Below are 13844 nucleotides of genomic sequence, written 5' to 3'. Positions count from 1 at the left end.
TCCAGTTAATAAGCCGGACGTCAGACGTCCGGCTGCATTTATCAGAATGAATATTTGGCTTCCAGCATCACAAGGCGCGGCTCGCCCAGCTGCGCGTAACGACCAACATTATCCGGAGACGGGTCGTTAGCATCGTTGTTAAATCCACCGAAACCACGAATATCGGTTTCACGGTTGGTCAGGTTACGGCCGGCCAATGCAAGATCTAACGGCCCCTGCTGATAGCTCAGCCGGGCATGCCAGAGTACCGAGGCGCGGGCTTTTTCATCATGGCTGTCGGAGAAATAGAATTCATCTTTAGCTTCACTCTCCACACGCACAGAGAAGTGTTCAGCAAACGCATAGGTAAGCGCAGTAGCCAGACTGTATTCCGGAGCATGTGCCTGTGCACGACCGGATTTATCCACTGTAGTGCTGCCCACAATATTCCAGCTTGCGTCATACACATTCTGCTCATAACTGTAATCGCTGAACTCGGCATGCAGATAACCCAGGCTCAGATCCCACAGCAATGCATCAGACAGCTGCCACTGGCTTTCCAGATCCAGTCCGTAATTTTTTCCTTCAGCAGCATTCGCCAGATAGTCCATAAATGAGACACTGGACTGATCAAAATACGAGCTTTTAACCTGCTGGTTTTTACGCTGAATATAAAATACCGCGAGGCGGGTTTTCAGCGCATCATTATCCAGTGAAGACTTAAGTCCCAGCTCGGCAGTGTTGTTAAACTCGGTATCAAAAGTACGGTTCTCTGGCGACACATCCGGGTCGGTATTAATGCCACCCGGCTTATATCCCCGAGCTAAAGAAACATAACCCAGATGATTCTGAGCAAGCAGGGTTTCAAGCGTTATCTTGCCACCAAACAGGGTCTCATCCGTTGTATCCTGCACAGCATCATTAGCAGAGAAATCATTTTTCCACTGCTCCGCACGCACGCCATAGGTCAGTGTCCAGTCAGAGTTAAACGCCGTGCTCAGTTCGCTATAAACAGAAACAGAATTTACGTTCAGGTCGCTGCGGTACTGTGCATCGCCGGTACGGTTACGTACCAGTTCTTCGTCACGGCTCATGTAATAAATACCGGCGACCCAATCGGTCGTGTCGCTGAATAAACGACCTTGCGGGGCAGATAAAAAGCGGAAATCAGCACTACTGCGGTCGAAGGTGCGCAGATACTGGTCAAATGCAGTTCCCCATTTTGGCGGATAAGCATCTGACACCCAGTCTTCATCGTAACTGTATTCAGCTTTATTCCAGCTGCCGGTAATTTCACTTTCAAAGCGGACTGCGGAATTCAGGTCGCGATTATAAGCCAGCGCAAACGCATTGGTATCCTGACTGTCGCGACCAGGTTCATCAGATAAAGTGGTACGGCTGTTATCCAGCGTGAAGGCATCGTAACCGTTATCGATATCCGCGTATAAATAGGTCAGATTTAATTCACTGCGTTCAGACAATTGCCAGTGCAGTTTACCGCGGGCGATTTTTTCATCCTGATTGTTGGTGTCGTCACGGTTTAAAAATTCGTTGTCGATATAACCATCGGATTCAAAACCATGTACGGCAATACGTCCCTGCAGATTATCACTCAGCGAACCGGATAACGCCGCCCCCAAACCATAACTGCTGTAGTTTCCGGCTTTGGCACTGATATAACCTTCGCTGTTTTGCATCGGGTCATTACTGCGGATATTGATCATGCCGGCCAGTGCGTTAGCACCAAAACGGGTGCCCTGCGGGCCGCGCAGAATTTCCACCTGCTGCACATCAAACAGGGTTGCGGCAGCACCTAAACCGGTCATATCAATACCGTCGATAACCAGGCCCACAGACGGATTCACCGGATCGACAAACTGGCTGCGCTCGCCAATACCACGGATCTGGTAATAGCGGCCACGAGATGCTCCCGAGGCGAAATTAACGTTGGGAGCAAAACTTAAAATCTGTTCCAGATGCTGCGCCGAACGGGCTTCAATCTGTTCGCTGCCAACTAAGGTGACGGCTTCGGGAATCTGCTGCACATCGGTTTTACGGAAATCGGCCTGCACGGTTTGCGTGCTGAGGGTAACGTCATCAGTCGCCAGTGCCTCCAAAGCCGACAGCGGGGTCAGTGGTGCCAGTAAAACCAACAGGGAAAGCGGTGTTTTTTTCATTCAGGGTCATTCCTCAAAATACAAGAAAGACCCGGGTAGTGCGTAGGGGCCGGTTGCGTTTAACGCCAACCTCCCGGTCGTGATGCGAGCCGCGCTGAACAGTGCGTACTCACCCCCATTCCTACGCCGGTACTAACCGGATCAGGTTCTAGGGGTTTGCCGTTTACACAGGTAAACCTATGGCATCTCAGGCCGGATTCAGACAATCGGGCCACCCCCTGGGACAGGGGCATCATAAGGGATTCACGCCGGGGAACCAATGGCGGCTTTGGGCTAATACGGAGTAACCACTTCTGCGCGAAATATCAGCGCTGCCACGGCTGCGGTATGCGGCTGCCGAGCAGATCATCCAGCAACTGCTGTTGCTGTTCGCGCTCAGCCAGAATCGCGGCTTTGGTAAAGTCGGTTATGTCCTGATTTTTATCGCCTTCACTGACATCACTGTCGAGGCTGCCCAGCACGTAGGTTCGCCGCCGCTCGTGCCATTCATTCTGACTTTGCTGCGAAGCATGCTGCAGGGTGAAATCTTCGTAGCGCAGGCTGGTAACCTCGGTGGCACGGGCTTCGGTCTCGATGTACTGGTAATTCTGCTTGCTGAAATCCACCAGCTCCAGCCAGGGCAAAGGCTCATAAAAGCTGGCCTTAAACTGATACGCCTGGGTTTGCTCTACGGCGAGGCTGCCGGCATCACCGGTTTCGCCTCTGGTATCCTGCGCGAAATTAAGCCCAAAGCTGATCTTTTCATTATTGCGCTGTGCATCAGGGTTGGGTTTGCTGACCTGCGCCCGAAATGAAAAGCTGAAATCCGCCAGACCACTCAGCGCCGTAAGTCCGCTGCGGGCAAAACCCACGTCGATTCCGGTTGGCGTTTGCGGTGGCTGCTCCTGTTCCTGCCGCGCCAGATCCTGCGGATGCTGCTCCGGTTTATGCAGCAGGGCGAAGGCATCGAGCATTAAATCCAGCTGCTGTTTATCGGCATTGCCGCGTTCACCGCTCTGTTCGATCAGCGTCAGATATTCTTTCAGGCTGTCCTGCCGCTGTGCTTCCGTGCCCAACTGCGCCCAACCGGCTTTGCTCAGATCCAGCTTCAGTTTGTCTTCATGCAGCAACACATTCAGGCTGCGCTGCTCATCATCGTTGCGGTATTCAATGCGCAGCAGATCGCTGCTCTCACTACCTGCGCCTTTAAGATCGAGTGATACCGCCGAGAATTGCTGCAGTTTATCCAGCCCAAGGTTTTCCAGATCCAGCATGCCATTGGCCAGATAACGCCGCGCCAGCTTATCCAGTGATGAGGCCAGCTGCAGCGCTTCTTCCTGCTCTTCCTTGCTCAGCGATTCATCCAGGCTGAAGTCCACCAGCCACTGATCCACTTCCAGTGCCCGGCCATCGTCGTTCTGCCCCCAGCCGCTCTGATGAGTCAGATTCAGCGTTAATTGCTTACCCGAATTTGTGGTCAGTTTCAGGCTGAATTTTTCCTCCTGATAACCGTATTTCAGACGAACACTACCGACTTCCTTCAGCGCCGGCCGCACTCCATCGTCGGCATAAGCGTAACGCCCGCTGGTGCTGCTGAACGCTTCCACGCCGCGAGCCAGCAGATCGGTCAGCACAGCTCCGGGACGAAAATCCTTGGGGATGTTCAGAGAGTCGGAGGCAGATACCAGCTGCTCCCGCCCCTCAGGGCTCACGCCATTAATTACTTCGGTATCGTTCAGTGAGCCAGCAAAACGGGTCCAGGACTGATCACTTTGCCACAGAGTGCGGTTGACCGGTTCACGGTAGGTTCCATCATCGGCTGACGACGAGTGCTGTAACGGGCTGTTTGTCGCCGCTTTCAGCCTGCTATCTGGGGTACGCGCCAGCTGATCCGTCAGCGGCTCATCACTGTTCCGGCCAGGCCTGATAAACTGGAAACTGCCGACTTCGCTGATGCGTGGTGTAATTGCCATGGTCTGATCCCTGACCCGTGATGATGAGTAATAGATTGATCATTTATCGGCCAGCCACAGCATTAATTAAGACAACTATCATTTAAGCGCAGTGCTTTTAATAACAGTGCAAAGGAATAGCCGCCATAATTACCCTTCCTGACAATAATCCCGCTTGAAAACTGCGGAAAAATCACCATTCTTGCAGTCATAAATCCGTGCTCAAATCTGTTCTGTTGAGCGCCTGCGGACAACTGAGAACAACCCTTAAAGGAGTCGCACATGTTGCGCATTATTCTGTTTCTGGCCACCAACTTAGCCGTTGTACTGGTGGCGAGCGTTACCCTGTCACTGCTCGGCGTGGGCAGTTACCTGGAACGCAGCGGCAATGGTCTGAACCTCGGCAACCTGCTGGTGTTCTGTCTGGTGTTCGGTATGGTCGGCTCGGTGATATCGCTGCTGCTGTCCAAGTGGATGGCAAAACGCAGCATGGGTGTGCAGATCATCGATCAGCCACAGAATGCCGGTGAACAGTGGCTGCTGAGCACTGTTAAAGAACTGGCTGACAAAGCCGGTATCGGTATGCCGGAAGTGGGTATCTTCGGTTCGGCAGCGCCTAACGCCTTCGCCACCGGCTGGAACCGTAACAATGCCCTGGTCGCGGTATCGACCGGCCTGCTGCAGCGTATGGATAAAGAGCAGATTAAAGCGGTACTGGGCCACGAAATCGGTCACGTTGCCAACGGCGATATGATTACCCTGACCCTGATTCAGGGCGTGGTGAACGCCTTTGTGATGTTCTTCGCACGTATTATCGGTAACTTCGTCGACCGTGCGGTATTCAAGAATGAAGACGGTCCAGGCATCGCGTTCTATGTAACGACCTTTATCGCCGAGATCGTACTGGGCATTCTGGCTTCGACCATTGTTGCCTGGTTCAGCCGTCGCCGTGAATTCCGTGCCGACCAGGCCGGTGCCGAGCTGGTCAGCCCGACAGCTATGATCAGCGCGCTGGCTGCCCTGCAGCAAACCTACGATCAGCCAAGTGAACTGAACGGTGAACTGGTGGCCTTTGGTATCGGTGGCGAAGGCAAGATGTCTGCCCTGTTCTCCACTCACCCGCCGCTGGAACGTCGTATCCAGGCGTTGCGTGAGCAGTACGGCCGTTAATTCTGCCTGCTGACGCACCAACGAAAACGAGCCTCAATTGAGGCTCGTTTTTTATCCGGCTAACTCGATTAATCCAGCCCCATCGCTTTCATCATCACGTGCTGCTTAACCGGCAACAGTTTATCGAACAGACGCATCCCTTCGTTGCGTAATAAACGCAGCAATGGCTGATCGGCGGCGAACAGCTGCTTAAAGCCTTCCATCGCCGCCATGGTGCTGAGGTTGTCGGCCTGACGGCGGCGCTGATAACGGCTGAGCACCAGCTCACCACCAAGATCCAGCCCTTTGCTGTGTGCGCGCAGGATTTCTTCGGCCAGAGTTTCGGCATCTTTAAAGCCCAGGTTCACACCCTGTCCGGCCAGCGGATGAATGGTATGCGCGGCATCACCGGCCAGCACCACGCCTTCGCACCAGTAATCGCGTGCATGGCGCTGACGCAGCGGGAAGCGGGCTTTGGCCGAGCTGGCCAGTACCTGCCCCAAACGCCCTTCAAACGCCTGGGTCAGCGCAGCGTTAAAACCGGCTTCATCCATCGCCAGTACCGCATCGGCTTCCGCCGGAGAAGTCGACCAGACGATGGACGCCAGATGGTCATCACCCTGCAGCGGCAGCAATGCCAGTGGCCCTTCAGGACGGAAACGCTGCCAGGCGGTCGCCTGCAGCGGGTGTTCAAGCCGTACTGTGGCAACAATGGCGTGATGGCCATAATCCCACTCGGTGGTTGGCAGACCAGCCCACTGACGCACCCGTGACAGCGCACCATCGGCACCGATCACCAGTCTTGCCAGCAGCCTGTCATCGTTTTCCAGAACCACCAGGGTGTAACCTTCGGCATCACGATTATCGAGGTAGCGAACTTTCTGCGTCAGTACATCTACACCCTGCGTTTCCTGCAGGCACTGCTGGATCGCCCACAGCGTTTGCCGGTTTTCGACGATATGACCCAGACAGGGAGCATGCAGATCGGCGGCATCAAAGGTCACAGAACCTGTGCCTTCAGCATCCCAGACGTGCATGCCGGTGTAAGGGCTGAGACGCTGCGGCGGAATCTTCTGCCAGGCGCCCAGACGGGTTAAGAAAGCCTGGGTTTTGGCGGTTAACGCTGATACGCGCAGATCATAATCAGCCAGTTCGCTGCCACTGGCCGGAGCCTGTGTGCGGAACGCCGGATCAATCAGGGCAATGCGCAAAGGCTTTTGCTGTGCACCCTGCACCAGCGCGCTGGCAATCGCCTGACCCACCAGTCCGGCGCCAACAATCACTACGTCATAGTTCATGCAGATTCTCCTGAAAGCGGCGTGGCCGGAAGCTTCGCCGCCCGTTGTCCTAATCCCATAGCGTGACGGGTAAAGAGTTTGCGCGCGGTTGGCAGGGCCGACATGCCGAGCAGACCGGCGTCGCGCAGCAGCGCCATACCCGGCAGTTTTGAACCAAACAGGCGTGGCAGCAGATCGCTGGCCATGATGGTGTTGCGCTGATCGGCCTGCTGCTGTTGCTCGTAAGCCTGTAATAACGCCAGATCGCCCAGCGGCTGATTCTGCTGCCAGGCGCGGTTGAGGTATTCGGCCAGTACGGCGGCATCGCGCAGTGCGAGGTTAAAGCCCTGTCCGGCCACCGGATGCAGACTGTGCGCAGCGTTGCCGAGCAGCACCAGCGAGCGCCGCACCTGCTCTTTACTCTGCACCAGTGCCAGCGGGTAGCTGGCGCGTTCGCCGACACGCATTAAACGCCCCAGACGATATCCGATCTGTTGCTGCAGACGGGCAAGGAATTCGGCTTCGGGCAAAGCTTTGACCTGTTCAATCTGGTCGTCGGCCAGCGTCCACACCACGGCGAAGTCTTTTTTATTCAGCGGCAGAAAGGCAATCGGGCCGTCTTCACTGAAGCGCTCATACGCCCAGTGACCGTGTTCACGGTCGACCTCAACCTGAGTCACCAGCGCATGGGTGCCATAAGAACGACGTTCATGCTGAATACCCAGCTGCTGCGCCAGCGCCGAACGCGCACCATCGGCCAGCACCAGCAGACTGGTCTGCAGTTGTTCGCCGTTATCGAAGGTCAGCAGCGCGCCGTCAGCGTTCATCTGTACGCCCTGCACCTGAGCCGGGGCTTTGATACTGACGCCCGGCTGTTCCAGTCCACTTAAAAGGCCCTGACCAATCACGGCGTTTTCAACGATATAACCCAGAGCTTCGGTATTCTGTTCACTGGCGTGCAGCTGGGTCTGGCCAAAGCGGCCCTGATCGGAGACCTGAATATGCTCGATAGCACAGGCGCGCCCAGCCATCAGATCCCACACACCCAGCTGACTGAGAATCTGCTGTGTTCCGTATGACAACGCCGTCGCCCGGCCATCAAAGCTGGGCGGACGGCTGGCAATATCACCATCCCAGTTCAGCGCCTGACGGTCGATTAAGGTCAGGCTCATCCCGCGCGCCAGCGCCGGTTTTAACAGATGCACCAGACTGGCGCCAACCATGCCGGCGCCCAGTACCACAATGTCAGACTGCGGGATGTGCTTGCTCATGCTGTTCCTCAGCCCGCCATCAGGGCTTCAATATCATCAATCTCTTTAACAACGGCAGCGGTCAGGACTTTGCAGCCGCTTTTGGTCACCACCACATCGTCTTCGATGCGGATGCCGATGCCACGCCATTTGGCGTCCACCGTTTCATCGTCCGGCGAGATATACAGCCCCGGCTCAACGGTCATCACCATGCCTTCTTCGAGAATGCGCCACTCACCACCGATGCGGTATTCGCCGACATCGTGTACATCCATGCCCAGCCAGTGACCGGTTTTATGCATGTAGAACTGGCGGTATTCCTGATTCTCAATCAGCTCGTCAACATCGCCGCTGAGCAGGCCATGCTGTACCAGTCCTTCGACCAGCACCCGCACCGCCGCTTCGTGCGGCTGATTCCAGTGATTACCGGCTTTGATCTGCTCAATCGCGGCATACTGCGCATCCAGCACCAGCTGGTACATAGCCTTCTGCTCGGCGCTGAATTTACCGTTAGCCGGGAAGGTGCGGGTAATATCAGCGGCGTAGTAGTCCAGCTCACAACCGGCATCGATCAGAATCAGGTCGCCGTCTTTAATCGCCATATTGTTGTGGGTGTAATGCAGAATGCAGGCGTTATCACCGGCACCCACAATCGACGGATACGCCGGCCAGCGGCTGCCAGCGGCCATAAAGGTGCGCATAATCTCGGCTTCCAGCTCAAACTCGAACATCCCTGGCTTGACCATCTGCATGGCACGGGTGTGCGCTTCGGCGCTGATGTCGGCGGCCTTCTGCATAACCTTAATTTCTGCAGGGGATTTAATCAGACGCTGATCGTGTAATAAATGATCCAGCGCACTGAACTCGTGCGGCGGCGTGGCGCCGTTACGCACCTGAGTTTTGATATGGTTAACCCACTGCATCAGCTGGTTATCAAAATTCGGGCTGACACCGAGGCTGGCGTAGATGCGGTCTTTGCCTTCGATCAGGCCGGGCAGGATGTCGTCAATATCACTGATCGGGAAAGCATCATCACAGCCCAGCACCTCAGGCGCGGCTTCCGGGCCGACACGGCGGCCGGTCCAGATTTCCTGCTCTTTGATTTTTTCCTGACAGAACAGCACGTACTCACCGTGTTCCCGGCCGGGAATCAGCACCAATACGGCATGCTCTTCGGCAAAGCCGGACAGGTAATAGAAGTCACTGTCCTGACGGAAGGGATGCTCCACATCGCGGTTACGCACCGTGACCGGCGCTGATGGCAGAATGGCAATGCTGTTCGGGCTCATCAGCTCCATCAGCTGACGGCGGCGTTTGGCGTATTCGCGGACATCGAGTTTCATCATCACCTCGTCAATGCGTAGAGATCAGTGCAGGGTTTTAGGGGCAGGAGCGGTTTTGTTCATGCCGTAAAAGACGGTCAGCGCAGCAACGCGGGCATGCTCGGCCAGTTCCAGATACAGCATTTCGTTCTGCGGGTCCTGTGGATCATCCAGTGACGCCTGCGAGAAGGCATCCAGATCCTGCAGCACTTCCAGCACGTCTTCCGGCACTTTGCCCTGAATCTGGCCCGATGCACCAAAGCCATCGAGGAAGCCTTTACTCCACTGCGCCAGGCATTCAACCTGCTCGTCGATATCGGCATCTTCATCGGCTGGCAGCAGCACACTGAATTCCATCGACTCGCCGCTCAGGCCAAGCAGCACGTCATCGTAAAAAGTCTGCAGAAACGCCTGCAGCGGTGCTTCCGGAGTTTCTTCCAGCTCCAGATATTCCTGCGCTTCCAGTAACCAGTCGGCCGCTTTCAGCCGCGCACCGGAAGCAAGATAGCCGGTCAGCCAGCCATGCAGGGCGGATGGAGTCTGGTAGCAGCGTGATTCCAGCCACAGATCAGCGGCTGCGGAAAATTCGATCGTCATAACGTCCTCAACGGGAGGGAAAGCGGTCATTCTATCATTGCTGCCGCGAAAGAATCCGCAAATGCCGGAAGCGGAAGGGAATAAAGCAGCAAAGCCGCCTTCCGTCGATTGACCCCGCCGCCAGCGGCCTCTTATAGTTAGCCTGTTCTCACTAACCACTATGATGGCAATGCAAAATCCTGAACTCCAGAGCCTGCAGCGTAAGATCGAAAAACTGCTGACCGTGCACCAGGAACTGCGCGAGCAGAATAAAGCCATGCGCGCTGCGGAAGCGAGCTGGCAGGCCGAGCGTGCAAAACTGATGCAGCAGAACGAAATTGCCCGTCGCAAGGTCAATGAAATGATTACCCGTCTGCAAACGCTGGAGCGCAATAGTGGCTAACCCATCCAAAACCCTGGAATTACTGATTCTCGACCGCGAGTACCGCATCAACTGTCCCGATGGCGCAGAAGAAAAACTGCGCGATGCGGCGCGCTATCTCAACGAGAAAATGTCCGAAATAAAAAACGCCGGTTCCTCCGCCGGTAAAGTGCTGGGCACTGATCGCGTGGCGGTTATTGCGGCACTGAACATCGCTCATCAGCTGCGTGAGCTGGAAGCCGAAAACCTGCAGATGAAGCGCGATCTGAACAAGATGAACGCCGCCATTGACGAAGCTCTGGAGCAGGATCTGCAGCTGGAGCTGTGATTCTGTAACGCAGTTTTCATTACAAAATCCTCATTTTTTCATAATGATCTCTGATATACTGCGCCTGCTCCCTGGGGTGTTTGCCAGTCGATAAAGTCCTGAGCCGATGCACTTTTTTATGGAAGGTTTCACTCGCTGATGTGCGCATGTCCGCCCGACGGAAAGCCTGATTCAGTGTCTGGCCTGCCACCTTGGACCACAGGGTTCAAGGCCTTTATTTACGACAGCGGCACAGTGGGGAGCCCTTCCGATTTCTGCGTTTAATTCCGATGAATAAAACCGAACTCCGCCGGCATATGCGCCGCCAACGCCGCGCGCTTAACCGCCGCCAGCGTCAGCAGGCCGCACAGCAGCTACTGCACTCTCTGCGTCAGTCGACGCACTTTCAGTATTCGCGTCATGTTGCCGTGTATTTAACCAATGATGGCGAGATTGATACCTCGGTCTTTATCCGCGACTTACAGCGCCGTGGCAAAACCCTCTACCTGCCGGTGCTGCACCCGCTGCGTAAAGGACACCTGAGCTTTCTGCCCTTTAACCGCCAGAGCCGCATGATCAAAAACCGTTTTGGTATCAGCGAGCCAGACTTTGCCAGCCACCGGGCGATGCCGGCACGTTTTATCAATCTGATCTGTATGCCGTTGGTCGCCTTCGATGAGAGTGGCAACCGACTGGGAATGGGTGGCGGCTTTTACGACCGCACACTGGCCTTCAGCCGCCAGCCCGGAAACAAACCCCGGCTGATTGGCTGTGCCTATGAATTACAAAAGACAGCGGCACTACCCGCTGAAGACTGGGATATCCCGCTGACAGCCATTGCCACCAATGCAGGGCTGCATCGTTTTCAGGCTCACGCTGAATAATTCCGACGTGCTCTGTTCAGCGAATGCTGTTTTCCATCGTCATCAGTGACGCCGGACGCTTAACCTCGCTGGTCATACCAGTCACCGCTGCCCCCAGCAGCACAATGACACTGAGAAGAATCAGAATATCGGGTTTTTTCATTACTGTTTGTTCCTACTGCATTCCGTATTACGGATTAGAACCTGTGATCATTGAATGCTACGCTGCCCTTGCACGCTCAGCCTGATGCTTGTTAATGGCACCTCTCGCGAGAGCAATACTCGGACCACTTTATAGTCAGAAAATATGAATCACTGGTTACTGAAATCTGAGCCGGACGTTTTTAGTTATTATCATCTTGAGGCCGCACCAGGCAGGCGCACAGTATGGGACGGCGTGCGCAATTATCAAGCGCGGAACATACTGCGGGATGAGATCCAGGTCTCAGATCTGGCGTTTTTTTACCATTCCAGCTGTAAAGAGCCTGCAATTATCGGCGTCTGCCGCGTTACCCGCACCGGACTTGCCGATCCGTCACAGTTTGATCCGGCCTCCGATTATTTTGATGCAAAATCCGATGCGGCCAATCCGCGCTGGATCACCATCGAAGTCGAAGCCCTGCGCGCACTCAAACACCCCATTACGCTGAAAGATATGCGCAAAGACAGTGCGCTGCAGGAAATGGCTCTGCTCAACCGTTCTCGCCTTTCCGTTCAGCCGGTAAGCGCTGAAGAATGGTCACATATTCTGCATCTGGCCGCCGACGACGAACATTTCCATGAATGAAATAACGCCCCATGTGGTCACCCTGAATGCAGACCAGAGCTATCAGATTTGCCAGTGCGGACGCTGCAGCAGCGCACCCTTTGCCGCCGACAATTGCCCCCGACCGCTGAGCCTGCACAGCGATCAGAAGCAACTGGTGTGGTTGTGCAGCTGCGGACGCAGTGAGGCCATGCCCTACTGCGATGGCAGTCATAATCCGCGCAATAAAATGAGTATCCGGGAGGCAATCAGGGAAATGGCTCAGGACTTACTCAGCCACTTCCGTAAATAGCTCAGAACGCCGCAGCCGCGGCATTGGGTGTCATGATTTTACGCACCTGATGAAACAGGTCTGCGGTGTCGAGCAAAGAGTTGCCCGACTGAATCATACCGTGGCGCACCTGCCAGAAGGTGGCCGCATGCAGGGCAATGACCTTATCCACAGGCTCGAAGCCCATCAGCGGGCGTACCAGCGTGCCACTGAAAGTCGATTGGGTAACCACCAGATTGCCTTCACACACCACCTCTTCAACCCCGATGGAAAAGTCTTCCATAGAGTTGCGGATAGTCTGAATCAGGGTCTCCATACCATCCAGACCCAGCGGCATATTCACCATGCTCGCATAGTAGGTGAAGTCGCGGGCAACCAGCGAACGCGCCAGATTAAAGCGCCCCTGATTCCAGGTCAGCTCAACAAAATTGTGTACCAGCTTTTTATTACTATCCAGACGCGCGTCCATGTCATTCTCCTGCAGTGCAGACATCCTTGCCTGCTGAATCACAGCCATTGGCCTTTTGCGCGATACTACGCAGCGGATAGTTATACTCTTAGGACAATTCGGGTCAATATGGCAAAAGTTGGAAATCAGACCGGGTTGGAATCGGACAATAACCATTCCGCCAGCTGACGATAGATCTGCTCTCTGTGCTGCGGTGACTCATTCACCAGATGGTGCTGACCACCGGGCAACATCATCAGACGCTGACGGGGAAACTTCTGCGCCAGCAGTTTCAGATTATGACGCCAGGCGACGGTATTATCGTTATCACCCTGCACGATGGTTACCGCCAGTTCAGAAGCGGGTAATGCTTCAATATAGGGTATCCATTGCTTCAGGGCTCCGACCCAACGCACACTGAGGTGATGTGGCTGCAACGGGTCCTCCTCAGCGATAAAGCGCAGAAAATCGGTATCTGCCGAATTGGGATTAAACTTGCGCCGTACCTGACGCAGAAACAGGCTGACAAAGGTATGCACCAAACGTCCTCTGTACCAGCCTTTCGGGCGTACCAGAGGAGCCATCAGGGTAATGCCGGCAAAGGGGGATTGCGCTTTGGTCAGCTGGCGCTTGAGCAGATAATTAATAATGATGGCGCCACCGGTACTCTGACCGAAGACATACAACGGGCCGCCAAGGCCGCCACGGGTACGCTGCAGAATCAGGCTAAACACTTCGTCGTATTCCTGGAAACTGCCGATGGATGCGCTCTCGCCGCTGGAAAGTCCGTGCCCGGGCAGATCGAACGTCACCACATTCAGCCCCTGCTGCAGGCAAAAGCCAATCAGCGAACCGTACAGGCCAACATGGTCGTAGTACCCATGAACAACGATGGCAGTACCGCGCGGGTTCTGTGGACGCCATACCTGCACAGCTATCTGGTAATCAGCCGCCTGTATCAGCCCGGCAAAGTGACGCACGCCACTCAGCTCTGGAAAGTCCAGCCGGTACATCTGCAGATAAGCATCCATTTGCGCACCAGAGGCCGGCTCACGAAACTGCCAGTCCATCGGTTTAAGGGCAGAAACCAGACCGTTCTTACTCCAGCTCAGACTCACATTCAGCACTCCGGAAAATAACACCGAC

General features: G+C 55.1%; 15 protein-coding genes, 1 other RNA gene and 1 riboswitch. Of the genes, 7 read left to right on the top strand and 9 right to left on the bottom strand.

Translation table 11 applies throughout. The features are described from left to right. Positions 1 to 41: 41 nt before the first annotated feature. Together HUF18_RS05110 and HUF18_RS05105 are read right to left on the bottom strand one after the other, a co-directional pair. Complete coding sequence (locus HUF18_RS05110; RefSeq protein ID WP_225691375.1) at positions 42 to 2156, bottom strand: TonB-dependent receptor; 2115 nt, start codon at positions 2154 to 2156, stop codon at positions 42 to 44. Between the two features lie 101 nt (positions 2157 to 2257). Beyond that, positions 2258 to 2385: riboswitch (TPP riboswitch) on the bottom strand. Between the two features lie 76 nt (positions 2386 to 2461). Next, on the bottom strand, positions 2462 to 4108 hold the full coding sequence (locus HUF18_RS05105) for a hypothetical protein (protein ID WP_225691374.1): 1647 nt from the start codon (positions 4106 to 4108) through the stop codon (positions 2462 to 2464). 261 nt (positions 4109 to 4369) lie between these two features. On the opposite strand from HUF18_RS05105, the gene htpX reads away from it, so the two are divergent. Next, a complete protein-coding gene (gene htpX / locus HUF18_RS05100; protein WP_225691373.1) occupies positions 4370 to 5257 on the top strand; it encodes a protease HtpX in 888 nt (295 codons plus the stop codon). A 68-nt stretch (positions 5258 to 5325) separates the two neighbouring features. On the opposite strand, the gene HUF18_RS05095 is transcribed toward htpX, so the two are convergent. The 4 genes from HUF18_RS05095 to HUF18_RS05080 are packed head-to-tail and all read right to left on the bottom strand — an operon-like array spanning position 5326 to position 9682. Beyond that, positions 5326 to 6534, bottom strand: coding sequence for a UbiH/UbiF/VisC/COQ6 family ubiquinone biosynthesis hydroxylase (locus HUF18_RS05095; RefSeq protein WP_225691372.1), 1209 nt, complete (start codon positions 6532 to 6534; stop codon positions 5326 to 5328). Then, entirely contained in the window at positions 6531 to 7784 is a 1254-nt protein-coding gene (gene ubiH / locus HUF18_RS05090; protein ID WP_225691371.1) for a 2-octaprenyl-6-methoxyphenyl hydroxylase, read from the bottom strand. Before ubiH ends, HUF18_RS05095 begins: the two co-directional genes overlap by 4 nt. 8 nt (positions 7785 to 7792) lie before the next feature. Beyond that, positions 7793 to 9106 (bottom strand): Xaa-Pro aminopeptidase, encoded by a 1314-nt coding sequence (gene pepP / locus HUF18_RS05085; protein ID WP_222428495.1) that lies wholly within the window; start codon positions 9104 to 9106, stop codon positions 7793 to 7795. 24 nt (positions 9107 to 9130) lie between these two features. After that, positions 9131 to 9682, bottom strand: a complete 552-nt coding sequence (locus tag HUF18_RS05080) for a UPF0149 family protein (RefSeq protein ID WP_186435801.1) — start codon at positions 9680 to 9682, stop codon at positions 9131 to 9133. Between the two features lie 169 nt (positions 9683 to 9851). Between HUF18_RS05080 and HUF18_RS05075 the strand changes: the two genes are divergently transcribed. The 4 genes from HUF18_RS05075 (at position 9852) to HUF18_RS05060 (ending at position 11234) form a co-directional block, all read left to right on the top strand. Further along, positions 9852 to 10064, top strand: a complete 213-nt coding sequence (locus tag HUF18_RS05075; protein ID WP_186435802.1) for a TIGR02449 family protein — start codon at positions 9852 to 9854, stop codon at positions 10062 to 10064. Beyond that, positions 10057 to 10371, top strand: coding sequence for a cell division protein ZapA (locus HUF18_RS05070; protein WP_145467124.1), 315 nt, complete (start codon positions 10057 to 10059; stop codon positions 10369 to 10371). Before HUF18_RS05075 ends, HUF18_RS05070 begins: the two co-directional genes overlap by 8 nt. Before the next feature lie 65 nt (positions 10372 to 10436). Continuing rightward, positions 10437 to 10616: non-coding RNA, 6S RNA (gene ssrS, locus HUF18_RS05065), on the top strand. A 24-nt stretch (positions 10617 to 10640) separates the two neighbouring features. Beyond that, positions 10641 to 11234 carry a 5-formyltetrahydrofolate cyclo-ligase gene (locus HUF18_RS05060; RefSeq protein WP_225691370.1) on the top strand — a complete coding sequence of 198 codons (594 nt, stop codon included), beginning with the start codon at positions 10641 to 10643 and terminating at the stop codon, positions 11232 to 11234. 16 nt (positions 11235 to 11250) lie between these two features. On the opposite strand, the gene HUF18_RS19595 is transcribed toward HUF18_RS05060, so the two are convergent. Next, complete coding sequence (locus HUF18_RS19595) at positions 11251 to 11376, bottom strand: hypothetical protein (RefSeq protein WP_255449004.1); 126 nt, start codon at positions 11374 to 11376, stop codon at positions 11251 to 11253. Between the two features lie 144 nt (positions 11377 to 11520). Here HUF18_RS19595 and HUF18_RS05055 point away from each other — a divergent pair, with 144 nt between their 5' ends. Next, on the top strand, positions 11521 to 12000 hold the full coding sequence (locus HUF18_RS05055; protein WP_225691369.1) for an EVE domain-containing protein: 480 nt from the start codon (positions 11521 to 11523) through the stop codon (positions 11998 to 12000). After that, complete coding sequence (locus HUF18_RS05050; protein WP_225691368.1) at positions 11993 to 12271, top strand: CDGSH iron-sulfur domain-containing protein; 279 nt, start codon at positions 11993 to 11995, stop codon at positions 12269 to 12271. Before HUF18_RS05055 ends, HUF18_RS05050 begins: the two co-directional genes overlap by 8 nt. 1 nt (position 12272) lies before the next feature. Here the strand turns inward: HUF18_RS05050 and HUF18_RS05045 are convergent, their stop codons facing one another. Then, positions 12273 to 12743 carry an ester cyclase gene (locus HUF18_RS05045; protein ID WP_225691367.1) on the bottom strand — a complete coding sequence of 157 codons (471 nt, stop codon included), beginning with the start codon at positions 12741 to 12743 and terminating at the stop codon, positions 12273 to 12275. A gap of 101 nt (positions 12744 to 12844) precedes the next feature. Then, a complete protein-coding gene (locus HUF18_RS05040) occupies positions 12845 to 13816 on the bottom strand; it encodes an alpha/beta hydrolase (RefSeq protein ID WP_186435805.1) in 972 nt (323 codons plus the stop codon). Positions 13817 to 13844: the final 28 nt, after the last annotated feature.

Source organism: Thalassolituus sp. ST750PaO-4 (assembly GCF_020320405.1).
GTDB lineage: Bacteria > Pseudomonadota > Gammaproteobacteria > Pseudomonadales > Oceanobacteraceae > Venatoribacter > Venatoribacter alkanivorans.
Note: the sequence above shows the minus strand (reverse complement) of the source record. Positions and strands in the feature narration are given on the sequence as shown.

Excerpts from the sequence above, each read along its gene's own strand:
- HUF18_RS05110 (WP_225691375.1), bottom strand. The coding sequence starts at position 2,156 with ATGAAAAAAACACCGCTTTCCCTGTTGGTTTTACTGGCACCACTGACC.
- HUF18_RS05105 (WP_225691374.1), bottom strand. The coding sequence starts at position 4,108 with ATGGCAATTACACCACGCATCAGCGAAGTCGGCAGTTTCCAGTTTATC.
- htpX (WP_225691373.1), top strand. The coding sequence starts at position 4,370 with ATGTTGCGCATTATTCTGTTTCTGGCCACCAACTTAGCCGTTGTACTG.
- HUF18_RS05095 (WP_225691372.1), bottom strand. The coding sequence starts at position 6,534 with ATGAACTATGACGTAGTGATTGTTGGCGCCGGACTGGTGGGTCAGGCG.
- ubiH (WP_225691371.1), bottom strand. The coding sequence starts at position 7,784 with ATGAGCAAGCACATCCCGCAGTCTGACATTGTGGTACTGGGCGCCGGC.
- pepP (WP_222428495.1), bottom strand. The coding sequence starts at position 9,106 with ATGAAACTCGATGTCCGCGAATACGCCAAACGCCGCCGTCAGCTGATG.
- HUF18_RS05080 (WP_186435801.1), bottom strand. The coding sequence starts at position 9,682 with ATGACGATCGAATTTTCCGCAGCCGCTGATCTGTGGCTGGAATCACGC.
- HUF18_RS05075 (WP_186435802.1), top strand. The coding sequence starts at position 9,852 with ATGCAAAATCCTGAACTCCAGAGCCTGCAGCGTAAGATCGAAAAACTG.
- HUF18_RS05060 (WP_225691370.1), top strand. The coding sequence starts at position 10,641 with ATGAATAAAACCGAACTCCGCCGGCATATGCGCCGCCAACGCCGCGCG.
- HUF18_RS19595 (WP_255449004.1), bottom strand. The coding sequence starts at position 11,376 with ATGAAAAAACCCGATATTCTGATTCTTCTCAGTGTCATTGTGCTGCTG.
- HUF18_RS05055 (WP_225691369.1), top strand. The coding sequence starts at position 11,521 with ATGAATCACTGGTTACTGAAATCTGAGCCGGACGTTTTTAGTTATTAT.
- HUF18_RS05050 (WP_225691368.1), top strand. The coding sequence starts at position 11,993 with ATGAATGAAATAACGCCCCATGTGGTCACCCTGAATGCAGACCAGAGC.
- HUF18_RS05045 (WP_225691367.1), bottom strand. The coding sequence starts at position 12,743 with ATGTCTGCACTGCAGGAGAATGACATGGACGCGCGTCTGGATAGTAAT.